The sequence below is a fragment of the Desulfobulbus elongatus DSM 2908 genome (assembly GCF_000621145.1).
Lineage (GTDB): Bacteria > Desulfobacterota > Desulfobulbia > Desulfobulbales > Desulfobulbaceae > Desulfobulbus > Desulfobulbus elongatus.
In genome coordinates this window covers 53548-75313 of sequence record NZ_JHZB01000005.1, presented here as the reverse complement: position 1 = coordinate 75313, position 21766 = coordinate 53548, and the positions used below count along the sequence as shown (strand labels likewise).

The 21766-nt window shown below is 59.7% G+C and carries 23 protein-coding genes; 11 read left to right on the top strand and 12 right to left on the bottom strand.

What is annotated here, in order from left to right; all coding sequences use genetic code 11:
- The first annotated feature begins 30 nt into the window (after positions 1-30).
- Both Q362_RS0104150 and Q362_RS0104145 read left to right on the top strand, forming a co-directional pair.
- Positions 31-774 carry a pseudouridine synthase gene (locus Q362_RS0104150; protein WP_028317656.1) on the top strand — a complete coding sequence of 248 codons (744 nt, stop codon included), beginning with the start codon at positions 31-33 and terminating at the stop codon, positions 772-774.
- A 119-nt stretch (positions 775-893) separates the two neighbouring features.
- Complete coding sequence (locus tag Q362_RS0104145) at positions 894-1178, top strand: HU family DNA-binding protein (RefSeq protein ID WP_028317655.1); 285 nt, start codon at positions 894-896, stop codon at positions 1176-1178.
- A gap of 16 nt (positions 1179-1194) precedes the next feature.
- Here the strand turns inward: Q362_RS0104145 and rimO are convergent, their stop codons facing one another.
- The 7 genes from rimO to hemL all read right to left on the bottom strand — a co-directional run bounded on the left by rimO (position 1195) and on the right by hemL (position 6441).
- Positions 1195-2541: a 30S ribosomal protein S12 methylthiotransferase RimO gene (gene rimO, locus Q362_RS0104140; protein WP_028317654.1), complete on the bottom strand. Its 1347-nt coding sequence runs from the start codon at positions 2539-2541 to the stop codon at positions 1195-1197.
- A complete protein-coding gene (locus Q362_RS19045; protein WP_157469868.1) occupies positions 2538-3260 on the bottom strand; it encodes a nucleoside phosphorylase in 723 nt (240 codons plus the stop codon). The genes rimO and Q362_RS19045 overlap by 4 nt, the downstream gene beginning before the upstream one ends.
- A 73-nt stretch (positions 3261-3333) precedes the next feature.
- A complete protein-coding gene (atpE, locus tag Q362_RS0104130) occupies positions 3334-3594 on the bottom strand; it encodes an ATP synthase F0 subunit C (protein ID WP_015725620.1) in 261 nt (86 codons plus the stop codon).
- A 73-nt stretch (positions 3595-3667) separates the two neighbouring features.
- Complete coding sequence (gene atpB, locus Q362_RS0104125) at positions 3668-4390, bottom strand: F0F1 ATP synthase subunit A (protein WP_028317653.1); 723 nt, start codon at positions 4388-4390, stop codon at positions 3668-3670.
- A gap of 14 nt (positions 4391-4404) precedes the next feature.
- Positions 4405-4848 carry an ATP synthase subunit I gene (locus Q362_RS0104120; protein WP_028317652.1) on the bottom strand — a complete coding sequence of 148 codons (444 nt, stop codon included), beginning with the start codon at positions 4846-4848 and terminating at the stop codon, positions 4405-4407.
- The gene (locus Q362_RS0104115; protein ID WP_028317651.1) at positions 4841-5068 is read right to left on the bottom strand and encodes an AtpZ/AtpI family protein; all 228 of its coding nucleotides are present in this window, start codon (positions 5066-5068) and stop codon (positions 4841-4843) included. The genes Q362_RS0104120 and Q362_RS0104115 overlap by 8 nt, the downstream gene beginning before the upstream one ends.
- 83 nt (positions 5069-5151) lie before the next feature.
- Positions 5152-6441 carry a glutamate-1-semialdehyde 2,1-aminomutase gene (gene hemL, locus Q362_RS0104110; protein ID WP_028317650.1) on the bottom strand — a complete coding sequence of 430 codons (1290 nt, stop codon included), beginning with the start codon at positions 6439-6441 and terminating at the stop codon, positions 5152-5154.
- A 255-nt stretch (positions 6442-6696) separates the two neighbouring features.
- Between hemL and trxA the strand changes: the two genes are divergently transcribed.
- From trxA to Q362_RS19040, 3 genes are all read left to right on the top strand, one after another.
- Positions 6697-7026: a thioredoxin gene (trxA, locus tag Q362_RS0104105; protein ID WP_028317649.1), complete on the top strand. Its 330-nt coding sequence runs from the start codon at positions 6697-6699 to the stop codon at positions 7024-7026.
- A 71-nt stretch (positions 7027-7097) separates the two neighbouring features.
- Positions 7098-8057, top strand: a complete 960-nt coding sequence (trxB, locus tag Q362_RS0104100) for a thioredoxin-disulfide reductase (protein ID WP_028317648.1) — start codon at positions 7098-7100, stop codon at positions 8055-8057.
- Positions 8058-8066: 9 nt separating this feature from the next.
- A complete protein-coding gene (locus Q362_RS19040; protein ID WP_051553621.1) occupies positions 8067-9050 on the top strand; it encodes an outer membrane protein assembly factor BamD in 984 nt (327 codons plus the stop codon).
- Positions 9051-9150: 100 nt separating this feature from the next.
- Here the strand turns inward: Q362_RS19040 and Q362_RS0104090 are convergent, their stop codons facing one another.
- Positions 9151-9753, bottom strand: coding sequence for a P-loop nucleotide/nucleoside kinase family protein (locus Q362_RS0104090; protein WP_084312256.1), 603 nt, complete (start codon positions 9751-9753; stop codon positions 9151-9153).
- Positions 9740-10756, bottom strand: coding sequence for a hypothetical protein (locus Q362_RS0104085; RefSeq protein ID WP_028317646.1), 1017 nt, complete (start codon positions 10754-10756; stop codon positions 9740-9742). The genes Q362_RS0104090 and Q362_RS0104085 overlap by 14 nt, the downstream gene beginning before the upstream one ends.
- A gap of 144 nt (positions 10757-10900) precedes the next feature.
- Between Q362_RS0104085 and larB the strand changes: the two genes are divergently transcribed.
- From larB to Q362_RS0104060, 5 genes are all read left to right on the top strand, one after another.
- Entirely contained in the window at positions 10901-11656 is a 756-nt protein-coding gene (gene larB, locus Q362_RS0104080) for a nickel pincer cofactor biosynthesis protein LarB (protein WP_028317645.1), read from the top strand.
- Between the two features lie 173 nt (positions 11657-11829).
- Complete coding sequence (locus tag Q362_RS0104075) at positions 11830-14397, top strand: protein translocase subunit SecDF (RefSeq protein ID WP_028317644.1); 2568 nt, start codon at positions 11830-11832, stop codon at positions 14395-14397.
- Positions 14394-15137 (top strand): YkgJ family cysteine cluster protein, encoded by a 744-nt coding sequence (locus Q362_RS19035; protein WP_051553619.1) that lies wholly within the window; start codon positions 14394-14396, stop codon positions 15135-15137. The genes Q362_RS0104075 and Q362_RS19035 overlap by 4 nt, the downstream gene beginning before the upstream one ends.
- A gap of 31 nt (positions 15138-15168) precedes the next feature.
- Positions 15169-15834: an HD domain-containing protein gene (locus Q362_RS0104065; RefSeq protein ID WP_028317643.1), complete on the top strand. Its 666-nt coding sequence runs from the start codon at positions 15169-15171 to the stop codon at positions 15832-15834.
- Between the two features lie 23 nt (positions 15835-15857).
- Entirely contained in the window at positions 15858-16487 is a 630-nt protein-coding gene (locus tag Q362_RS0104060) for an HAD family hydrolase (RefSeq protein ID WP_035215575.1), read from the top strand.
- Positions 16488-16504: 17 nt separating this feature from the next.
- Here Q362_RS0104060 and Q362_RS0104055 read toward each other — a convergent pair whose 3' ends face one another.
- Positions 16505-17143: a DUF4388 domain-containing protein gene (locus tag Q362_RS0104055; protein ID WP_028317641.1), complete on the bottom strand. Its 639-nt coding sequence runs from the start codon at positions 17141-17143 to the stop codon at positions 16505-16507.
- Between the two features lie 261 nt (positions 17144-17404).
- Here Q362_RS0104055 and Q362_RS0104050 point away from each other — a divergent pair, with 261 nt between their 5' ends.
- On the top strand, positions 17405-19774 hold the full coding sequence (locus tag Q362_RS0104050; RefSeq protein WP_028317640.1) for a hypothetical protein: 2370 nt from the start codon (positions 17405-17407) through the stop codon (positions 19772-19774).
- A gap of 13 nt (positions 19775-19787) precedes the next feature.
- Here Q362_RS0104050 and Q362_RS0104045 read toward each other — a convergent pair whose 3' ends face one another.
- Both Q362_RS0104045 and Q362_RS0104040 read right to left on the bottom strand, forming a co-directional pair.
- Complete coding sequence (locus tag Q362_RS0104045; protein WP_028317639.1) at positions 19788-20759, bottom strand: KpsF/GutQ family sugar-phosphate isomerase; 972 nt, start codon at positions 20757-20759, stop codon at positions 19788-19790.
- The gene (locus Q362_RS0104040) at positions 20756-21760 is read right to left on the bottom strand and encodes a YhdH/YhfP family quinone oxidoreductase (RefSeq protein ID WP_028317638.1); all 1005 of its coding nucleotides are present in this window, start codon (positions 21758-21760) and stop codon (positions 20756-20758) included. Before Q362_RS0104040 ends, Q362_RS0104045 begins: the two co-directional genes overlap by 4 nt.
- Positions 21761-21766: the final 6 nt, after the last annotated feature.

Sequence of the window (21766 nt, the reverse complement as noted above, 5' to 3'; positions counted from 1 at the left end):
CGCGCACAATTCGTTTCCCACGACATCGCCATGGAAGAGCGGCTGCAAAAGATTCTCGCCAAGGCCGGCATCGCCTCCAGGCGGCAAGCCGAGCAATTGATCCGCGCCGGCAGGATCCGGATTAACGGCCAGGTGGTCGAGACGATGGGCTGCAAGGCCGACCCTGCCCGGGACCTGATTACCTGCGACGGCAAACCGGTTGTCTTTGAAGAAAAGATGTACGTGCTGCTCAACAAGCCGGCGGGCTATGTCACCACCCTTGCCGACCCGCAGGGACGGCCGGTGGTGGCCGATCTCCTCACCAAGATCCCCCTGCGTCTCTTTCCGGTCGGCAGACTGGATCTCGATACCGAAGGGGCGCTCCTCATGACCAACGACGGCGACCTGGCCAACAGTATCCTCCATCCCCGCTTCGAGGTGAACAAGACCTACGAGGCCTTGGTGGCCGGCTCCCCCTCAAAAGAGGCGCTAGCCCTGCTTGAGCGGGGCATCATGCTCGATGGCGTTAAAACACGGCCGGCCCGAGTGCGGGTGTTGCAACGGCGAACGAGCGACACCTTGATCGAAATAACCATCCATGAGGGCAAGAAACGGCAGGTCCGAAAGATGTTCCAGGCGATCGACCATCGGGTCCTGCATCTGAGACGAACGGCCTACGGCAACCTTGGCCTGGGTGCGCTCCCCCCCGGAAAATTCAGGATACTGACACCGGATGATCTAAAAAAAATTTTTTTGAAAAAAAAATCCTTTACAATCAAAAACATACCTGATTAAATTTTACAACATCCTGGAATCAGCTCTTTTTATGCCAGCAGTGGCGGCAAGTACCGTTTTTCAGGTGAAAAAAACCGGCATTGTGCATCATCCGAAGAGGATATTTGGGGGAAAAAGGAATGAATAAATCGGAATTGATTGAAGCTCTAGCCGAAGCGATGAATCTTCCTATCCGCGAAGCCGCCTCGATAACCAACACCATCATCGAAACCATGAGCGATGCCCTGGCACGGGGCGAATCGATAGAAATCCGGGGCTTCGGCAGCTTTGTCGTCAAGGAATACGCTTCCTATACCGGCCGCAACCCCAAGACCGGAGAAAAGATCAAAGTGAAGCCGAAGAAACTCCCCTTCTTCAAGGTGGGCAAGGATCTACGGGAACAGGTCAACAAACAGGACAAGTAATCTCCGCCTGCCGCCGTTATCCCTCCGCCTGCCCATCGACAACCTCGCCGACCAGATCGTAGGTATGCGCCTCGGTGATTCGAGCCATGACGATATCACCGGGGCTGACCTGTCCCGAAGTAATATAGACGCATCCATCGATTTCCGGAGCCTGAAACCGGGTCCGTCCCTCCAGCAACAAATCGCTTTCGCCGCTGACCCCTTCGATCAGCACCGGTTCCAATCGTCCGACATACCACTTTTGCCTGTGCTCGCTGATCGCTGCCTGCGCCATCATCACCCGCTGGTGGCGTAATTCTTTTTCCTCGTCCGCCACCTTGTCCGGCAACAGCGCCGCTGCACTGCCTTCTTCATCCTGATACTGGAAGACCCCGACATGGTCGAGCTGCCAGGTACGCAAGGCATCGATCAAGGCCGCCACATCCTCCTCGGTTTCGCCGGGAAAGCCGATGAGCATGGTGGTACGAATGGCGCACGTCGGCACCTGGCTCCTGATGCGCCGGATCAGATCGTCCAGCGTGGCGCGGCGATAGTGGCGATTCATCGCTGCCAGCATGCGGTCGCTGACGTGCTGGAACGGGATGTCGAGGTAGGGGAGGAGGCGCGGTTGCGCAGCCATCAGCAGCAAAAGCTCATCGGTCACACTGGCCGGATAGAGATAGAGCAGGCGTAACCAGGGGATGGCCGTTTTTTCCAGGAGCGCGTGCAGCAGGTCGGTCAAGGCCGCGGGCTCGGGCAGATCCCGCCCATAGGCGGTCAGGTCCTGGGCAATCAACGAAAGTTCCCGGACGCCGGACCGCTCCAACAGAACGGCTTCTGCGGTCAGGTCGGCAACCGTCCGGCTGCGCAGCCGTCCGCGGATCGAAGGAATCATGCAGTAGGCGCACCGGTTGTCACATCCTTCGGTGATCTTCAGGTACGACCTGAAAGAGGGGGTGGCGAGCCGGCGCGGCACCCGGTGGTCCATCAGGTAGGTGGCGAGTCCGGGTCGGGAGACGATGCGGGTATCGCTGCCGAGACGGTCGATCAATTCGCCGATGCGGGGAAAATCGTCGAGACCGACAAAGAGATCGACCTCGGGCAATTCCACGGCCAACTCTCCGCCATAGCGCTGCACCATGCAGCCGGTCACCACCAGCAGCTGTTCCGGATTCTCTTCCTTGCCGGCCGCCAGTTCGAGGATCGTGTCGATGGCTTCCTCCACGGCGGGACGGATGAAGCCGCAGGTATTGACCAGGATGACCGAGGCATTCGTCGATTCATCCACCACCGTATATCCGGCCTGCTCCAGATCGGCAAGCATGACCTCGGAGTCAACGAGATTCTTGGGACAGCCCAAGCTGACCATGTACAAGCTTTTCATATGATTCCGCCGTCTTGAATGAGGGAGCAAAGGCATGCAAGCACCTGCTTGGACAGCCTTCCAAAATCCTTGCGGTGTATGCGGGGGGCCCACTTCCGGTGAAACAACTCATCGGAAACCAGCATCACCGCTGCCAGGCTGACCCGACGGAAAGCAGCCACCGCGCGCAGGGCCGTATATTCCATGTCCACGGCAAGGATGCCTTGCGCCCCGTACCACTCGACCTTTTCCCTGGTTTCCCGATACACCGCATCGGTGGTCCAGATCCGCCCCTGCTTGGGCACGGCGAAACCGTCTGTCCGTGTCAGGGCGTCGGCAAGGCGCAGGCGCAGGGAGTCGTCATCGTTTCCGCCAGCTTCCTGATAATGACGACTCGTCCCCTCCTCGCTCAATCCTCCCGTCGGGATGAATACATCGCCGGCAACGAGTGAAGGATGCAGCGATCCGCACCAGCCGTACACAATAATCCGGCGCGCCCCCAGAGCAATCAGTTTTTCCAGGCAGATGGCGGCCATGGGAGCGCCCACTGCCGGACCGGCCACGAAAAAAACATCGTTGCCGTACAACTGGGAATGAAAGAGCGTGTGCCGGACCAAGTCATACCGGCGGGCAAGAGGGGAAAAGCTGGAACTGTCGGCCGGATTGACCGCCAAAATGCCGGTGGCGGGCAGTGCCGGTTCGCCCCTGCTCCGCACGGGATCAATGATGCAGTCGGACATGATCGCAATAAAAAAGGGCTGCGGCAACACCGCAGCCCTTATCGGGAGTCTCCCGCTGATCGTTCGGCGCGAATTACAGACCGAGCGCAGCCTTGAAGGGGTTGGCGTACAGCAGGATGAAGGCGATGACCAGGCCGTAAATGGCGATGGACTCGCACAGGGCCATACCAAGAATCATAGTGGTGGTAATCGCGCCCTTTGCTTCCGGATTGCGGGCAACGCCGTCGCAGGCGCCGCGCAGACCGTTCCCCATACCGATACCGGCGCCAAAGCCTGCAAGGCCGATGCTGAGAGCCGCGCCGATGCAGATCAGGGCAAGACTAAGTTTATCCATTGTTGTGTTCCTCCGTACTAAGGTTATGTAAAAGTTGGCCTTCTTCTCCGTTGAACGGAACTGTCAAAACCTGTCAATGGGCATGCTCCATCGCTCCTGCGCAATAGAGGAGGGAGAGCAGCACAAAAACCACCGCCTGGATCACCGAGACCAGAACACCCAGGCACAGGATAGGCAACGGCGCAAAAAAGGCGCCGGCCAGCATGAAGAGCACGCCGAGCAGAACTTCTTTGGCGAGGATGTTGCCGAAAAGACGCATGGAGAGGGAAATCAGCCGGGCGAAGTTACTGATGATTTCCAACAAAAACATGAACGGTGCCAGCACCTTGCTCGGTCCCATGAAATGCTTGTAGTAGCGGAGTCCGTGATGTTTGAATCCGAGCACATGGTGCGTCACCCAGACAATGATGGTCATCGCCAGGGTGATATTGAGACTGGAGGTCGGCGACATGAAGCCGGGGATGAGCCCGATCATGTTGGCAATGATGATGTAGAAGAAAAAGGTGGCCATCATCGGAAACAGCATCTTCGCTCCCTTTTCCCCCAGGTTCTCGGCGCAGAAATCCATCAGACCGCCGACCATCACTTCCCAGAAATTCTGGCCGCTGCCCGGCACCATCTCCAGTTTGCCCATGGTCAGTTTGGGCACGATGATGAGAAAGGCCATGACCATCCAGGTATAGGTCATGTAGGGTTCGCATATCTTTTCAAGCAAGGTCGCGCCGACCGGCGTATGGGGAACCGGCAATCCCAGTGCTTGCAGAATCAACGAAATGAATAGTATCGGATGTTCCATAGCCTGCTTTCTCCTCAAACTTTACTTGGCAACCAGCGACGCCCTGCGCCCAAACCGACAATGACCACGCTGACCATAATCGTTGCACACCCCAAGATGAGCCCGATCACATCGATCGGCATCCGGGTGGCCAGCACGAATAACAGCAAGCCCGCCACCACCAGCCGGGCGAAGGATCTGAGCATGAAACGGGTCTTCTCGGCCGTGATCACGGCATCTTCGCCCGCTTCGCCGACCCGTTGCAATAACCGGCGGGCGTCCTTCTGCATCAGCCAGAAACTCCCGTTGACCAGCACCCCGCCGATCAAGAGGGACCGGGCGAAAAACCAGTCCTGAAGGAACCAGCCGCCGGCGGCAAACACGCCCACCAGCAACATGCTGCCCACGGTCACGCAACGGACCATCGCGGTCTCCCGACCACCGGCGTTCCGGTCCGCATCTTTTCCCTGCTCAGCCATCGTTCATTTTCCTGGTCAGATCCCACAGGCCCTTGAATCCGGCCGCAATGCCACATCCCAAAAAAATAAACGTCAGATACGGCGCCGTTTTTCCGGCAAACACTTTATTGTCGAGCGCCCAGCCCATGCCAAAGCCGATCAGGATGGAAAAGACAAAGGTCATGCCCGCCTGGCTGTAGACCGCCAACTGCCTGAACATTTCCCTGCGGTCATCCGCCATCTCGTTCCTCACGCTTGCGCCAGCCGGGACTTGACAGCAGCTACAGGTAGCATGCACCTTCGGCAAACGCAATAATTTTTTAACTAATCCATCAATTTTTTGAATGACGATTCAGTCATGTCCAAGGCTTTTTGCAAGTGTTGCCGGTCATGTGCAGCGGACACAAACGCCGCCTCGAACTGGGACGGAGCCAGCCATATCCCGCCGGCAAGCATCTGGCGATAATGCCGGCCGTACCGTTCGGTATCGGCACGCAGGGCCGACTCGAAATCGACAACCGGCCCCGCGGTAAAGAAGCAGGTCATCATCGAACCGACCCGGTTCAGGGTAACGGGCACCGGCGATCCAGCCGCGATCTTCTCCAGCTCGGCACCGAACCAGGCGCTCTTCTCTTCCAACTCTTCATAGAAGCCGGGACGCTGCACCACCGTGAGCATCGCCAGTCCGGCGGCCATGGCCAGTGGATTGCCGGACAGGGTTCCGGCCTGGTAAACCGGGCCGTCGGGCGCGACCAGGGCCATGATCTCCCGCTTGCCGCCGTAGGCCCCCACCGGCAGGCCGCCGCCGATGATCTTGCCGAGGCAGGTCAGGTCGGGCAGAATGCCGAACCGTTCCTGCGCGCCGCCCAGGGCCAGCCTGAAACCGGTAATGACCTCGTCGAAAATCAGGACAATGCCGAGTTCGCGGGTCAGTTCCCGCAAGGTGCGCAAAAAGTCCGGCTTCGGCGCCACCACGCCCATGTTGCCGGCCACCGGCTCGACAATCACGCAGGCGATGTCGAGAGCGGGGTCGCGCAGAGTCTGTTCCAGAATCGCCACATCGTTGTAAGGGATGGAGAGGGTGTGGCGGACGATGTCGTCGGGCACGCCCGGGCTGCCGGGAATGCCTAAGGTGATGACTCCCGAGCCCGCCTTGACCAGAAAGGAATCGGCATGCCCGTGGTAGCAACCGTCGAACTTGACCACCACCTTGCGGCCGGTGTATCCCCGCGCCAGCCGGATGGCGCTCATGGTCGCCTCGGTGCCGGAGTTGACGAAGCGGACCATATCGATCGAGGGAACTGCCGCGCAGACCTGGTTCGCCAACTCTACCTCCAATGGCGAAGGTGCGCCGAAACTGGTGCCGTCCATCGCTGTCCGGCGCACGGCCTCCACCACTTCCGGATGGGCGTGCCCAAGGATCAGCGGCCCCCAGGAACCGACGAAATCAATAAAGGTGTTGCCGTCGACATCGGTGATCGTGCATCCCGAGGCCTTGGCCACGAACAGGGGATCGCAGCCCACCGAACGGCAGGCTCTGACCGGCGAATTGACGCCGCCGGGGATGCATGTTTTCGCCTGGGTGAACAGCTGGGCAGATTTTTCCGTCTTCATCGGGATCTCGGGTATGCTGTGGACAATTGTTGCTACGGCTCGGCCGTTCTTTATAGCACGGCTTTTTTTCTCCTGTCAAAACCAAAACGAGGAAGGCGGCGAACGACGGCCGGTCCGGCAGGTCAATTTTTTCTTGTCACCGTGTGGCCCGCAAGGTAGAATGCCCGATAATATATATTCCGATCATATAACCATCGAAAATTCATTACTTTTTTGCACAGATTTTTTCGACGGCTCTCTCAAAGGAGAAGAACAATGGCAAGCGACAAGGTAGTCCATATTTCCGACAGCGAGTTTGAGAATAAAATCATGGGGAACGCGCTTCCCTGTCTGGTTGATTTCTGGGCGCCCTGGTGCGGTCCCTGCAAGGCCATCGGCCCGGTGATCGACGAGTTGGCGTCGGAATTCGACGGCAAGGTCGTCATCGCTAAAATGAACGTGGACGATAATCCCGCCACCCCCGGCCAATTCGGCATCCGGGCCATCCCCACGCTCATCCTGTTCAAGGGCGGCGAGGTTGTCGATCAGATCACCGGTGCGGTGGGCAAGTCGCAATTGCAGGATCTGATTAAAAAAGCTCTTTAACCACTCGTCTTCCCCGGCACGGTTTTTTGCGCAGCGCAAAGGACCGTGCCTTCTTTTTGGCGGTACCGCCCATGCAACAGGCACAGTATCAACTGATCATCGTCGGCGGCGGCCCGGCGGGCTTGACGGCTGGCCTGTATGCCGCCCGCGGCCGCCTCAAGGTGCTGCTCGTCGAAAAAGGGGCCACCGGCGGTCAGGTCCTGGTCACCGACTGGGTCGACAATTATCCGGGCTTCATCGAAGGCATCTCCGGCTTCGACCTGGTGGACAAAATGACAGCCCACGCCGACCGGTTTGGCCTGGAAAAAAAATACGCCACCATCACCGCCCTGAATCTGACCGGCGAGATCAAATCGGTTCTCCTGGAGAGCGGTGAAATCCTCACCGCCAAAACCATCATCCTCTGCACCGGCGCAAGGCCCCGCAAACTGGACATTCCCGGCGAATACGAATTCTCCGGCCGGGGCGTTTCCTATTGCGCCACCTGCGACGGTCCCTTCTACCGCAATCAGGAAATCGCGGTGGTCGGCGGTGGCAACACAGCCATTCAGGACGCCCTGCATCTGACCAAATTCGCCTCGAAAGTCACCGTCATACATCGGCGCAGCGAATTGCGCGCCACCAAGATTCTTCAGGAAAAAGCCTTCTGCAACCAGAAGATCGACTTTCTCTGGAACACACAGGTTCTCGAAGTCAGGGGAAACAAGAACGGCGTCGACAGTCTTCTGCTCAGGCACCACAACGGTGACGAATCCGTCCTCAACGTCACCGGTCTGTTCGTGCTGATCGGCGTTACTCCCAACAACGAACTTCTGCCGCTGGATCAGTTACGTGCCGATGAAGGCGGTTTCGTCATTACCGACGGGGAAATGGCCACCTCCATCCCCGGTGTCTTCGCCGCCGGCGACATCCGCAGCAAACAATCCCGGCAGATCATCAATGCCGCCGGTGAAGGCGCTGTCGCCGAACTCTCCGTCGAGCATTATCTTGGCAATCAGGCTCCGGATACTCCCCTCAACTGCAGTGAATAAGGATTTGTCATGTCCCGGAACGCATCGTCCTGCTCTGGCTTCAAGTACCTCCTGCTGGCTCTGCTCATGACGGCGACCGTCGTCCTGTCCGGCTGCTCGACCTTCAGCGGCATGTTCAGCAAATTCAGCTTCGGAGAGGACGAAGAGGAACCCAAATCACAACCGCCCGAGGTGTTGATCGTCCAGGGCATGGATGCCTACAATACCGGCAGCTACAGCGAGGCCATCAAGCATTTCAAGATCATCCTCGACGAACATCCGTTCAGCGCCCAGGCCATGCTGGCGGAACTGAAGTCCGCCGACGCCCACTATTACAACAAACAGTACGCCGAGGCCAAGGTGCTGTATAAATCCTTCGAGGAACGCCATCCCACCAACGAGGCCATTCCCTATGTTCTGTTCCAGATCGGCATGTGCGACTACAGCCGCTCCGACCGTATCGACAGGGATGTCTCCGGCCCGCAGGAGGCGATCAAGTCCTTCACCCGCCTGATCAATGCCTATCCCCAGTCGCCCTACGCCAAGGAAGCGAAGACCAAGATCAAAGATGCGACGGAATTTCTCGTTAACCACGAGTACATGGTCGCCGTTTTCTACGTCCGGACCGCCCGATACGACGAGGCCAAACATCGGCTCAAATATCTGCTGGCCAGGTATCCCGACTCCAACTTGGCGCCCAAGGCAAAAGAGTTGCTCGATCATCTGGAAGCGGGTAACAAGCCCACTTGGGGCATGAACCGCTGGCTGCCGGAGTTCATGACCCAGGCACCGGCAGACCGTCAGGAAGCGAAGGACGAGAAAAAAGCGGAAATAATGGCTGGAGAAGCAGCGGAGAAGGCCCCGGCGAATACCTCGATGGACACCCCGCCGGAGACATCCGTGGACATCCAGACGAGCAATCCGGTGGAAACCCCGGCTCCGGTGGACGACACCCCGACCCCGGTGGGTGCCCCAACGGACAGCCCTCTGGATACCCCGGACGGCGCTCTGTAAGGCAGGGCTGCGGCAACCAGCGGCGAAGAAGGCGCAGAACCAACACCGGCTCCGCCAGCACAACACGACTGAACGACGGACGGGGCCCCCGCCCGATGGTTCAATCCGGGTCACCGAGCCGGGCCGTCAACCATTGCAGCAACGTTTCCACCGGCTGTTCGGTGTCGAGGCGAATGCAGTCGGATTCATTTGCCTCGTCCGGAAACTCGAAGGTTTGCCGCTGGTGCAGATAGATCTCCCAGCGGCCATCGGAAACCGCTTCCGGGTCCCGCGCCCGCATTGCCAATCGTCTGCGTATCTCCCCCTCGCCGCAGGTGCAAAAGAGGAACACGCATTTCACCCCGAGTGCCGCTGCCACCGCCCTGACCCGGTCCCGGTCGGTGCGCTTGCCATACGAGCCATCCAACACCACCAGCCGCGCTCCCGCAGCAAAGTCCCGGCAGGCCCGCTCCAGCATGGTTTGATAGGTTCTCGCGGTGAACACCTGGGTATAAATTCCCTGCTCCACCCCGTCCGGTCGCCTGTCCACGGCCTGCAACCCCGCTAGTTCCTTGCGGACCCGATCGGTATTGTAGTAAGGGGCACGATTTTGGCCAGCCCAGGCCCGGCCCAGGGTCGACTTGCCCGAGGCGGTCATGCCAAAGAAGACCACGATGATCCGCCCGGCAGGCGACTGTGCGGAACCGTTGTCAGAAGGCGGCATACCGCTGGGCCAGTTGAAAATATCTGGCGGCCTGTTCGACGCTGGCGGATCGGACCGGGGGGTCGACCGCCGGATCGGCGGCAGTGAACAGCCCGATCTTACCACGGACATAGGCCCGGTAGCATTTGTAGAAATTGAGCATGCCCATCAATCCCGGGTCGTCGGTCGCCTGGACGAACCGGTCGACGAACCGGCCGGCCAGGTGGTCCAGCCCGTGGAACTCCAAATCCATCACCAGAAAGGCGACATCGCTGGCCACATCGCAATAGCGGAAGCGCTGATTGAATTCGATGCAGTCGTAGATATAGACCTGCTCGGCCAAACAGATGTTGGCGGAATAGAGATCGCCGTGGCAGTCGCGGATAAAGCCGCCTTCGATCCGCTGTTGGAACAACTGTTCGTTGTCGAGAAAGGAGCGGGAGAAGCCGGCTATGTCCTCGAACTGCGCCTGCTCCAGGGCGCCCTGGCCGATGAAGGATCGGGTCTGGTCGAAATTTTCCAGGACGTTGACCGCTACCGCGTCCGCGGTACCGAACCGGGCGATTTCCGGGCCGTTCTCCGCCCGCCGGTAAAAATCGGCCAGCACCGTGACAAGGGCATCGATATGATTGTCATGCAATTGCCCGGCACGGATCAGTTGAATCATCATCCGGTCCTCCGGCATGCGTCTCATCCTGACCCCGTACTCCACCACCGGTCCGGTTCCGTTTAAGGCAAAGCCGCCGTCCGGCTCGGCGGTGACCGCCACCAGGCCGAGGTAGATGTCGGGGCAGAGCCGGCGATTGAGCAGAACTTCCTGCTCGCAGCAAGCCTGCCGTTTCTCGAGGTCCGAAAAATCGAGAAAGCCGAAATTTACCGGCTTCTTGAACTTGTAGACGTAATCGCCGGCCAGGATCACCGAGGAGATGTGGGTCTGAACCAGCTTGATGTCCGGAGCGGGATGCTCGTAGCGGTCGGGTTGCAACAGCGCCTGCAGAAAGGGAGGCAGATGGTCGTTGGCCATGGGTGGTCTCCTGCTGCCCAAGGCAGCTTCCGTTGGAGGGAACAGTTGGCGGCACTCTAACAGAACGGGGCGGCAGCGTAAACTGTTTACGCGGAGCGCGGGCCGTGGTAGAGTCCAGCGCTCATTATTGAGAATCAGATTTGTATGAATGAACACTTGCTTACCGCCCTGTTGCGGCAGATCCGTATCGGTACCGTCGATGTCGATGAAGCCCTCGATCGGCTCCGCCATTGGCCGGTGGAGATCCTGGAATCGGCCAGGCTCGATCATCATCGTCCTCTCCGGACCGGCCTGCCCGAGGCGGTCTTCGGTGCCACCAAAACCGCTGCCCAGTTGATCGAGATCCTTGGCGCCCTGCTGGCGGCCCCGTCGGTGGTGCTGGCGACGCGGGTGGCTCCGGAGAAAGCGGAGGCCGTCCTCACCAGCCTGCCCCAGTTGACCTACCATCCGACCGCCCGCATTTTGACCGGCAACGACCACCACATCCCGGCTGGTTGCGGTCAAGGAACCGTGGTTCTCGTCACGGCCGGGACCTCCGACCTGCCGGTGGCGGAAGAAGCCCGGATCACCCTGCGGTGGTTCGGACACGAGGTCGCCACCATCTACGATGCCGGCGTGGCCGGCATTCACCGCATCCTGGCCCATTCGGCCCTGTTGCAGCAAGGTCGGGTGATCATCGTCGCCGCCGGCATGGAGGGGGCGCTGCCCTCGGTGGTCGCCGGATTGACCGCTGCCCCGGTGATCGGCGTGCCCACCAGCATTGGCTACGGTGCCGGCGCCGGTGGCTATGCCGCCCTGCTCGGCATGCTCAACAGCTGCTCGCCCGGCCTGGCGGTGGTCAATATCGACAACGGATTCGGTGCGGCCTGCATGGCGGCGGCCATCAACCGAAAAGGTTGAGTTGTTCGGCCATATCTTCCTCCGCACCCTCTTTTTACCGTCATCTCCATCCCGCCTTTTTGCCGTAAAAAGCCACCGTGGCATTGCAGGAAGCGGGGTATCGACGTATAATCTATCCGTTTTGACAATTGGAGCGCCGCTCCCTCCTCGCACAGTTAAAGGAACGTACGTCAATGAATTCCACCATAAAGCTTAAAATCGGGTTGGTGATCCTCCTGCTGATCTTCTCCGGACTGGCCCTCACCCCTTCCCTGTATCACGGCCTGCCCGACTGGTGGAAAAAATATCTCGCCCCGGCCGGACTGAAGCTGGGCCTGGATCTCCAGGGCGGCATGCACATCGTCCTCCAGGTCGACCTGGAAAAGGCGGCGGAAAATTCCCTCGACCTTTCGGCCTCCGATTTCAAGGCGGCATTGGCCGAAAAGAACATCAACGCCGTCCGAATGGAGACCGGAAGCCCGAAATCGATCCTGTTCACCCTGCCCAACATCGGCGCCATTGACACGGTCAAGCAGATCCTGAACGAGCGGTTCCCCAATCTCGACAGCCAGATCCAGGCCGAAGCCGGCACCTTTCCCCGCATCACCCTGCAACTCAAGGGCAGCGAAATCGATTTCATCAGGAAAAACTCGGTCAATCAGTCGTTGGAGATCATCCGCAACCGGATCGACCAGTTCGGGGTTGCCGAGCCGATCGTCCTGCGTCAGGGCGACAATCAGATTGTGGTCCAGCTTCCGGGCGTCAAGGACCCGCAACGGGCCATGTCGCTGATCGGCCAGACCGCGCAACTCGAATTCAAGATGGTGGCGGAGGTGCCAGGAATCAACCTGCCGCAGCTCATCGACGAGGTGATCAAGGCCGGCCAGTGGCGCGAGGGCGAGAGCAGAAAACAGCTCAACCTGGCCCTGCAGAACCGCCTGCCGCAGGGCACCGAAATCTATTTCGAAAAGATCGTCGACCCGAAGACCAAGCGGGAATCCAGGGTTCCCATTCTGCTGGAAAGCCCGGTGCAGATGACCGGCGAAATGGTGAAAAATGCCCAGGTCCGCATCGGCGGCACCTTCAATGAGCCGTACGTCAGCCTTGACCTGACTTCCCGCGGCGGCCAGGTCTTCGCCGCGCTCACCGAGAAAAGTGTCGGCAGACGGCTGGCCATCGTGCTCGATGAAATCGTCCGTTCGGCTCCGGTGATCCGGGAGAAGATTCTTGGTGGCAGCGCCCAGATCTCCGGCAGTTTCACCCACAACGAGGCCACCGACCTGGCGATTGTCCTGCGCGTCGGCGCCCTGCCGGCACCGGTCGACATCGTCCAGAACCTGACGGTCGGAGCCAGCCTCGGCCAGGACTCCATCAGCAAGGGCATTTATTCCGGTCTGTTCGGCACCCTGATGGTGGTCGTCTTCATGGCCATCTATTATCGCCTCTCCGGGGTGATCGCCAACGTGGCCATGGTTCTGAACATCATGCTGCTGTTCGTCGGCCTGGCCCTCCTGGGCGCCACCCTCACCCTGCCCGGCATTGCCGGCATCATCCTTTCCATCGGTATGGCTGTCGACGCGAACGTCCTGGTCTACGAGCGGATGCGCGATGAATTCGCCCTGGGCAAATCGCTCCGGGCCGGGGTGGACGCCGGGTTCAACCGGGCCTTCTGGAGCATCGTCGACGGCCATGTCACCACCCTGGTCACGGCGCTGGCGCTCTTCCTCTTCGGCACCGGCCCCATCAAGGGATTCGCCATCACCCTCACCCTGGGACTGATCCTCAACCTGTTCGCGGTCCTGTTCTGTTGCCGATTGGCCTACGATGTCCTGTTCAGCCTGAAGATGCTCAAGCGGCTCGACTTCCTCCACGTGATCAAAAAATCGAATTTCGATTTCATGCGGGTCAGAAAAATAGCCTTCAGCATTTCCATCGCCCTCTCCCTCCTGGGTGTGGTGGCCTTTGTGCAAATCGTGCGGGGGCATGCCAACATGGGGGTCGATTTCTCCGGCGGTTCCTTGCTGCAATATCAGGCCAAGCAGCCTTTCGCCCTCGATGAGGTCCGGGACGCCCTGCAGCGGCACGGCCATCCTGGGGCGGAACTCCAGGAAGTCACCGGCGAGAACCGCCTGATCGTCAAAATCAAGAAATCGGAAGAAACGGTCGGCAATCTCAGTGAGGAGATCACGTCGGTCCTGCAGACGGAACAGGCGGACAAAGGTTTTGTCATGGAAAGCAAATCGGAGATTGGGGCCTCAACCTCCGCCGATCTGCGCAACAAGGCGGTCATTGCGATCATCATCTCCATGCTCGGGGTCATGGTCTACCTGGCGTTCCGATTCGATTTCCGCTTCGGCATCGCCGCGGCGATCTCCACCCTGCACGATGTCCTCGCCGTGCTCGGTATCGTCTGGCTGCTCGACAAGGAGATGACGTTGTTGATCGTCACCGCCCTGCTGACCCTGGCCGGCTATTCCTTAAACGATACGGTCGTCGTCTTTGACCGCATCCGGGAGAACCTGCAGAAAAACCCGGAACTCAGCCTGTACGAGACCATCAACAATTCCACCAACCAGGTGCTGGCGCGTTCGATCATCACGGGCCTGACGGTCATGTTCTCGGTCCTTTCCCTGTTCTTTTTCGGCGGGTCCGCCATCCATGACTTCTCCTTCGCCCTGCTGGTCGGCCTGCTGGCCGGCACCTTTTCCTCCATCTTCGTCGCCAGCCCGCTGCTCATCATCAAATGGGGGCGCACGTCATGACGACCTCGGCGGCCCTGCCCGATCATTTCCAGCCGGCCCGCGCGGACCAGGAACTGGCCTTCGCCTGTCATCCGGGGGTGTCCTGTTTCACCGAATGCTGCCGCGAACTGGATCTGGCCCTGACCCCGTATGATGTCCTGCGCCTGAAACGGCGGCTGCAGCTTGCTTCCGGCCAGTTTCTCGACCGGTATGTCATTGTCGAATGGGACGAAGAGCACGTGTTGCCCACCTGTTACCTCACCATGGTGGACGACGGCCGAGCCTCCTGCGTCTTTGTCGGTGCACAGGGTTGTTCGGTGTACGACGACCGGCCCGGAAGCTGCCGGGCCTATCCGATAGGCCGGGGCGCGGCCAGGGGCGGTGACGATTCCCCGGTGGAATCGCTGGTGCTGCTGCGCGAGCCCCATTGCCGCGGATTCGCCGAGGCGTGCAGGCAGACCGTTGGAGACTATCTGCGCGGTCAGGAATTGGAGGTATACAACAGGTTCAACGATGCCCTGCTGCCGCTGGTGCAGCATCCCGCCATCCGGGACCGCTCTTTCCGACCCACGCGGCGGCAGCTCGACCAGTACATGCTGGCCCTGTACGACCTGGATCACTTCAGACGCGAGATGACCGACGGCCGCATTGCACTACGGCGCCCGCTGACGCCGGCGCACCTCGCCGGGCTGGCCGGCGACGATGAACATCTGCTGCTGCTCGGCATCCGCTGGCTCTCGCAGGAATGGTTCGGCGAGTAGTTTGTTGAGGGAAGCCAACCGTGCCGCCGCGATGAACGCATCCGATCTACTCGCCTCCGATTTGTTGCAACGCCTCAGGACGATCAGCCATTCCTTCTGCGTCACCGAAGGCGGCTCGCACGGCCCCGACCACAGCGAGCGGGTGTTGCACACCGCCCTGGCCATCGGCGAACGGATGGGCGCCCGGCTCGATATTCTCGCCCCGGCGGCCCTGCTGCACGATATCGGCCGCAAGGAGGAGAGCCTGAGTCAGGGCCGGGTCTGCCACGCCCGGCGCGGGGCGGAGTTGGCGACAGGGTTGTTGCCGGATCTGGGCTACCGGGCCGAGGAGATCGAGGCCATCTGCCATTGCATCCGCAGCCACCGTTTCCGCGGCGAACTGCGTCCCGCCTCCCTGGAGGCGGCGATTCTCCACGATGCCGACAAGCTCGATTCCATCGGAGCAGTCGGCATCGGCCGGGCCTTTCTCTTTGCCGGCCAGATCGGCGCCCGCTTGCACAACCCGGAACTGGATCCGGCCACCACCTCGTCCTATTCGCTGGAGGACACCGCCTACCGTGAATTCCGCATCAAGATGTCGCGGGTCCGCAACCGCATGCTCACCGCCGTGGGCCGGGAAATGGCCGAACAACGGCAGGCCTTTATGCACACCTTTTTCGATCAGCTCACCAGGGAAACCAGCGGCATGCGGCCGTGACTCCCGCCTCCATCAGGATCACCATGCTCAAACTTGTCGTTTTTGACTGCGACGGCGTCATGTTCAGCTCCCGGGAAGCAAACCGGCACTATTACAACGATCTGCTCGCGGCCTTTTCCTGCCGGCCGATGACCGAGGAGGAACTCGACTACGCCCACATCCACAACACCCACAACTCGGTCGCCCATATCTTCCGCAACCACGGCCATATCGCCGCGGAGGCCATCGAGACCCATCGCCGGCGTCTCGATTACGCCCCCTACCTGCGTTTCATGACCATGGAGCCCGATCTGCTCGAATTCCTCGCCCTGCTCAAGCCCCGGTATCGCACCGCGATCTCCACCAACCGCACCGACACCATGGACATCATCCTCGATACCTTTGCCCTGCGGCCATGGTTCGACATGGTGGTGACCGCCCTCAGCGCCCCGCGCCCCAAGCCGGCTCCGGATGGACTGGTCATGATTCTGGACCGCTTCCAGGTCCAGCCGCAGGAGGCCATCTACATCGGCGATTCGGTGATCGATCAGGAGCACAGCGCCGCTGCCGGCGTCGATCTGATCGCCTTCAGGAACCGGGCGTTGAACGCCCGCTATCATGTGGATGACTTCATGAGCATTGCCGGTTTGCCACCTTTTCGGGACAACGGCTAGGCAACGAAAGAGGAAAGTTATTCGCCTTCGTCGAGCCGGCGCAACCCTTCCATGAGGATCATCATGAAATCGCCGATCTCCCGCGTCTTCATCAAGGCGTCCGGCAAGCCGGGCAGGAAATGGAAGGTGCCTTTTTTCTGGGCCAGCATGGCATAGATCGCTTCCTGATTGTCGAAATCCTCATAGCGGGCCGCCAGCAGCCCCCCTTCCCGAAAGGTGACCCGGGCCGATCCGTTTTCGAATTCGAGAACGAGCCTGCCGGTTTTCTGGTGCATGTGGAAAACCTGCAACAGCTCCGCCGGGGCGATGGCCTCGATCTGGCCGCTGATCACCGACTGGGTGTTTTCCTTGAGGGCGGCGGCATTCTTGCCGGCCTGGTTGACGATTGGTTTGTCCGTCAGTTGAAATTTGATCAGACCGGTGCAACCGCCGCAGGTGAAGACCGCGTCGCGCTGCTCGGCGAAGCCGGTGGCCGCATGCGGCATAAGCGTGAACAGCAACCCCGTGAGTTCGCGCACCAGGATGAGGCAGGACGAACGGCCCAACGGTAGTTCGACCGCCTTGTCCGTCAGCAAAAAACACTCCTCCTGAATGTAGAAGGGGCAATTCCTGACGTGGGTAATCTCAAAAGCGGCTTGAAAGGTCTTGGTCTTCATCGGCCTCGGCTGATTGAGTTGCGTGAAACAGGTGTAGTGTACACGCGAATGATGCCGCACTCAAAGAAATCTTCGTGGGCGCGCGACACGCCAACTTTTTCACACCCCGGATAAAGCTCGCTTGTTTCCCCCCGCGGAATGCTTTACAATTCTCAAGAATAACGCCGACGAAGCCGAACGCCGGCCAGTATCTCCCGCCGCTCGGCCGTCGGCTCCGCCCGGCAGCGCGCATCGCACAGGTCATCATCACAGGTTCTTTCTATGGCCATGGGCTCGCAGCAGATTGCTGAAGACTATGAACAGCTCAAGGATCTTCTTGAGCTGTACCCCAATATTTCGATCGTCAAGACCGAAGGCCAGCCCCCCGACCATTATGAGATCGAATATACCCTCCGAGGATACGTCAAGGAAGACGAGACGACCATCGGCATCGGGCACAAGCACCGGATCCGGCTCAGTCTTCCCTTTGGCTACCCCCACTTCGCTCCGATCGCCAAACCTCTGACCCCCGTCTTTCACCCCGATTTCGACCCGGCCGCCGTTCGCCTGGCCGACCACTGGCAGCACAACCCCTCGCTGCCCGATCTGGTGCTCCATATCGGCGAGATGATCTGCGGCCACGTCTATCATCTTGACGACCCGTTCAACCAAGAGGCGGCAGAATGGTACCGATACCACCAAGCGCAACTCCCCCTCGACTCGATCAGTGTCGCCGATATTGAAGCAACCGCTCCCCCTCTCGATGCCCTGGCCGACGACACCTTCGCCTCTCTCGGTCTCGAAAGCGACGATGTTCCCGCCTCCGGCCAACCGGACACCGAAGGGGACATCCAGCGCATCCGCAACCTTGTCGAAGATAACCGGATCGTTACCGCCAACAAACTGTTGGCCGAACTGCCGGAGCATGTCACCTTCCCGGATCGTGAAGAACTTCAGCAACAGATCGGCAAGATCCTGCGCAAGACCGATCAGTTGTTCAAATTGGCCGAGCAGCTCGAGGAGCAGGCCAAATTTGGCGAGGCGATGGAGGTGACGGACACTCTCCTGGCCATCGCCGCGGATGCTCCCGGGCTCGAGGCGCTCAGAACCCGACTCCAGCAGGCCGTGCAGTTGGCACCATCGGGGGCCGCATCGTCCAGATCCGGCAAACAAACACCAGGGGCACGGGAATTGCCACCGCTTCCGCCTCCGATCAAGTCCCGGGCCAAATCATTGACCGGGTTTGACGCCATCCCTTTCAAACCGATCGTGGCGGCCATTTTGGTTTTGGCCATCGCGATCATGACCATTTTCTTCTATTTCAAGGATCAGAACGCCCTCAGTCAATCCCAGGCCGATTTGCTGAAGGGACAGCTGCTCATCGATAAAAAACAGTTCGATCAGGCCCTGGAAACGCTCGAAGGAGCACGGGCCATCCTCTCCGACCTGACGATCCTCCGTTTTCGTAAAAATGCCCAGGAACAAATCATCGGCACCCTGATTTCCTCCACCGAACTGCAGGAGGGCCTGAAGGGACGAGTGCTCTATCAGGGGGAATACATCCCGGCCAGCGCGGCCGCAGCCCAGGAGGAACTGGCCAGGCTCACCGACCAGGCGCAATCGCTTGCCGGGCAACATAAGGTCGCCGAAGCGCTCACCCTCTACCGCCAGGCCTTGAAATTTGCCACCGACCATAACCTGGGCAAGCAACAGGCCACGATCAGCGAAATCATCCAATCGCTGGAGTTGCGACAGGCACTCGCCGTTGCCGAAAAAGCCGAGCAGAACAAAAATTGGGACGAGGCTGCGGGCGCCTATCGCAAGGCTTTGACGCTCTCGGGCGATATAAAGAATCTGGGCACGACGAGCGACATCACCAGCCGGATGACCGCCGCCACCATCCGCCATGAACTCGATCAATCAAAAAAAGCCTTTACCCAGTCGCAGTGGCGGGAAACGATCAAATATCTGGAGCAGGCGCAAGAGGCCATCAACACCAACCCCAACGTGGTGACGGAAAAGGAACGGCAGGATCTGCGCCGGCTTTTGATCAATTCCCGCCTGTACCTCACGCTGTCCACCGCCCGGGAGGCATACCAGCAAAAGAATTGGTCCCAGGCCGTCAAGGGGTATCAGGAGGCCCTCGATTTGTTGGCCAGCGAGCCGGAGACGGCGGAAAACGCTCTGGGAGAATCCCGCAGCAAAATTGACAAGACCCTCCTCATGGTCAAAATCGCCCACCTTCAGGACCAGGCCCTCGTGGCCGAAGGGCAAGGGGACACCGCTGCAGTCCTCGCCCGTTACAGGGATATCCAACGGCTCATCAAGGAAAGCGCCCATCAGGACGATCCCGCAGTCAGGACAGTTGCGCAGAAAATTAACGAAAAAATCGACAAACAACAGGATTTGCTCCTCCAGAACGAAAAAATTGCCTGGCTGGAGGAGCATTTCGAAGAGATCTTCCGCGCCAATTACCCGACCTTCAAGGGCTCCAGGCTGTCACAGCCCAAAGCGGTTTTCTTGAAGAAAATCGGCGGGAGAATGGTCTTCAACCTGACCTGTCTCGAACGGAGCCAAGGCAGCTCGTCAAAATTGGAGTTGAATTACCAGTTCGACACCGCCAGCAGGAAGTGGTCGGCGTACCACGATTGATCCGGATACTCCGTTAAATCAGAAACCTGAATTCCCCTTTGCCCAACAGGTCGTGGAGGTGCAACATTCCCTCCATACATCCCCGTTCGTCCACCACCGCGAGCACCGTTATTTCGTGTCGCTGCATGATGCTCAAGGCATCGGCTGCCATTAGGGAACTGGAGATGGCCACGGGATTGGTTTTCATTCCCTCCTGCAGCGTCATCTCCCGGATATTCCTGCCCAAGGACAACATCCGGCGGATATCACCGTCGGTGATGATCCCGAGCAGCTTGCCCTCATCATCACAGATGAACACCGCACCCAAATTTTTCTGATTCAACTCGGCAACGGCGGCCACCAAGGTGGAGGCGCTCTCGATAATCGGCACGTCCGCCCCCGTCAGCATCACCTCACGGACCGCGATCTTGAGCCGTTCGCCGAGGCTGCCTCCGGGATGATTCCGCCGAAAATCCTCGGCCCGGAACTGCTTCCGATCCAGCAAGGCGACGGCCAAGGCATCGCCCAGGGCCAGGGTGGCCGTCGTCGAGGTCGTCGGCGCTAATCCCAGCGGGCAGGCCTCGCGGGGCACGGCGACATTCAGGGTAACCACGGCATGCTGCGCCAGATTGGATTGCGTGCGGCCGCACAGGGCGATGATCGGGATGCGCCGTTCCTTCAGACTGCTCAGCAAGCCGTTCAATTCCGCGGTTTCGCCCGAATAGGAGATGGCCAGCACCACATCGGTGGGCGCGACCATGCCAAGATCGCCGTGCATGGCTTCGACGGGGTGGAGGAAGACAGACGGCGTACCGGTGGAGTTGAGCGTTGCCGAAATCTTCTGCCCAACCAAGCCCGACTTTCCGATCCCCGTCACCACGAGGCGGCTCGGACAGGCCATGATGAGTTCAACGGCCTGCTCGAATTCCCTGCCGAGATTGTCACGCACCGCGAGGATGCCTTCGGATTCAATCGACAACACCTCTTTTGCCAACTCGACGCTCACGTTACTTCCTCCAAATCAACAACCCGCCGTCCCTTGCTTTGCCCTGCCAGCATGGCCTGAATGGCGTCCTCAAGAGCGCCAAGCCGCACCGTGCGGCATATTGCAGACAGATCAAGCTTCCATTCTCCGGCCAGCTTGTTCCAGATCTGCACCCGTTTGGCCATGGGGCAGTTGGCGGAATAGACCCCGACCAGATGGACTCCCCGAAGAATAAACGGATAGACCGTCAGGGGAAGATCTCCGGAAGAGGCATTGCCGCAACAGGTGACCACTCCGTCAAAACCGGTTCCCTTGACCGCCGCTGCAAGCGCCTTGCCGCCCAGCGTATCGACGGCACCGGCCCAGCGCGCCGGGAGCAGCTGTCTCTCGCTGTCCGCCAGCAACTCGTTGCGGTCCATGACCGCAGTGGCGCCAAGGGCGAGCAAAGCGTCATGCTCCGTTGCCTTGCCGGTCACAGCGGTTGCCTTGTAGCCCAGTTTCTGCAGCAGCATGAGGGCAACGGTTCCCACCCCGCCCGTTGCACCGGTCACCAGGATAGGTCCCTTGTCCGGCGTGACTGCGTTTTGTTCAAGGTGCAGCAGGCATTGGGCGGCGGTAAAACCCGCTGTGCCGAGCCGCATGCTTTCCAGCAGCGACAGCCCTGCAGGCCTGCGTACGATCCAGTTACCGGGCACCCTGATATACTGGCCGAATCCACCGGCGGTGTTCATGCCCAAGTCGTATCCGGTGCAGATAACCTCGTCACCCACGCGCCAGGTGGGGTCAGTCGATTCGACGACACAGCCGGCGGCATCGATACCGGGGGTGTGCGGATAGTGCTTGGTCACCCCGCGATTGCCGCTGGCGGAAAGAGCATCCTTGTAATTAAGGGACGAATATTTTACCTGGATGACAACATCGCCCGCCGGCAGATCGTTGATCGATTTCCGCTCGATCCGGCGTCGAAACCCACTGTTGCCATCCTCGTAAGCAACCAATGCATAAAAATTTCGATCATTCATAGAAAA

Excerpts from the sequence above, each read along its gene's own strand:
- Q362_RS0104090 (WP_084312256.1), bottom strand. The coding sequence starts at position 9,753 with ATGCCGCCTTCTGACAACGGTTCCGCACAGTCGCCTGCCGGGCGGATC.
- larB (WP_028317645.1), top strand. The coding sequence starts at position 10,901 with ATGAATGAACACTTGCTTACCGCCCTGTTGCGGCAGATCCGTATCGGT.
- Q362_RS0104040 (WP_028317638.1), bottom strand. The coding sequence starts at position 21,760 with ATGAATGATCGAAATTTTTATGCATTGGTTGCTTACGAGGATGGCAAC.
- Q362_RS0104055 (WP_028317641.1), bottom strand. The coding sequence starts at position 17,143 with ATGAAGACCAAGACCTTTCAAGCCGCTTTTGAGATTACCCACGTCAGG.
- Q362_RS19045 (WP_157469868.1), bottom strand. The coding sequence starts at position 3,260 with ATGTCCGACTGCATCATTGATCCCGTGCGGAGCAGGGGCGAACCGGCA.
- atpB (WP_028317653.1), bottom strand. The coding sequence starts at position 4,390 with ATGGAACATCCGATACTATTCATTTCGTTGATTCTGCAAGCACTGGGA.
- Q362_RS0104120 (WP_028317652.1), bottom strand. The coding sequence starts at position 4,848 with ATGGCTGAGCAGGGAAAAGATGCGGACCGGAACGCCGGTGGTCGGGAG.
- rimO (WP_028317654.1), bottom strand. The coding sequence starts at position 2,541 with ATGAAAAGCTTGTACATGGTCAGCTTGGGCTGTCCCAAGAATCTCGTT.
- atpE (WP_015725620.1), bottom strand. The coding sequence starts at position 3,594 with ATGGATAAACTTAGTCTTGCCCTGATCTGCATCGGCGCGGCTCTCAGC.
- Q362_RS0104150 (WP_028317656.1), top strand. The coding sequence starts at position 31 with ATGGAAGAGCGGCTGCAAAAGATTCTCGCCAAGGCCGGCATCGCCTCC.
- Q362_RS0104065 (WP_028317643.1), top strand. The coding sequence starts at position 15,169 with ATGAACGCATCCGATCTACTCGCCTCCGATTTGTTGCAACGCCTCAGG.
- Q362_RS0104075 (WP_028317644.1), top strand. The coding sequence starts at position 11,830 with ATGAATTCCACCATAAAGCTTAAAATCGGGTTGGTGATCCTCCTGCTG.
- Q362_RS0104115 (WP_028317651.1), bottom strand. The coding sequence starts at position 5,068 with ATGGCGGATGACCGCAGGGAAATGTTCAGGCAGTTGGCGGTCTACAGC.
- Q362_RS19040 (WP_051553621.1), top strand. The coding sequence starts at position 8,067 with ATGTCCCGGAACGCATCGTCCTGCTCTGGCTTCAAGTACCTCCTGCTG.
- Q362_RS0104145 (WP_028317655.1), top strand. The coding sequence starts at position 894 with ATGAATAAATCGGAATTGATTGAAGCTCTAGCCGAAGCGATGAATCTT.
- Q362_RS0104050 (WP_028317640.1), top strand. The coding sequence starts at position 17,405 with ATGGCCATGGGCTCGCAGCAGATTGCTGAAGACTATGAACAGCTCAAG.
- trxB (WP_028317648.1), top strand. The coding sequence starts at position 7,098 with ATGCAACAGGCACAGTATCAACTGATCATCGTCGGCGGCGGCCCGGCG.
- Q362_RS0104060 (WP_035215575.1), top strand. The coding sequence starts at position 15,858 with ATGCTCAAACTTGTCGTTTTTGACTGCGACGGCGTCATGTTCAGCTCC.
- Q362_RS19035 (WP_051553619.1), top strand. The coding sequence starts at position 14,394 with ATGACGACCTCGGCGGCCCTGCCCGATCATTTCCAGCCGGCCCGCGCG.
- Q362_RS0104085 (WP_028317646.1), bottom strand. The coding sequence starts at position 10,756 with ATGGCCAACGACCATCTGCCTCCCTTTCTGCAGGCGCTGTTGCAACCC.
- trxA (WP_028317649.1), top strand. The coding sequence starts at position 6,697 with ATGGCAAGCGACAAGGTAGTCCATATTTCCGACAGCGAGTTTGAGAAT.
- hemL (WP_028317650.1), bottom strand. The coding sequence starts at position 6,441 with ATGAAGACGGAAAAATCTGCCCAGCTGTTCACCCAGGCGAAAACATGC.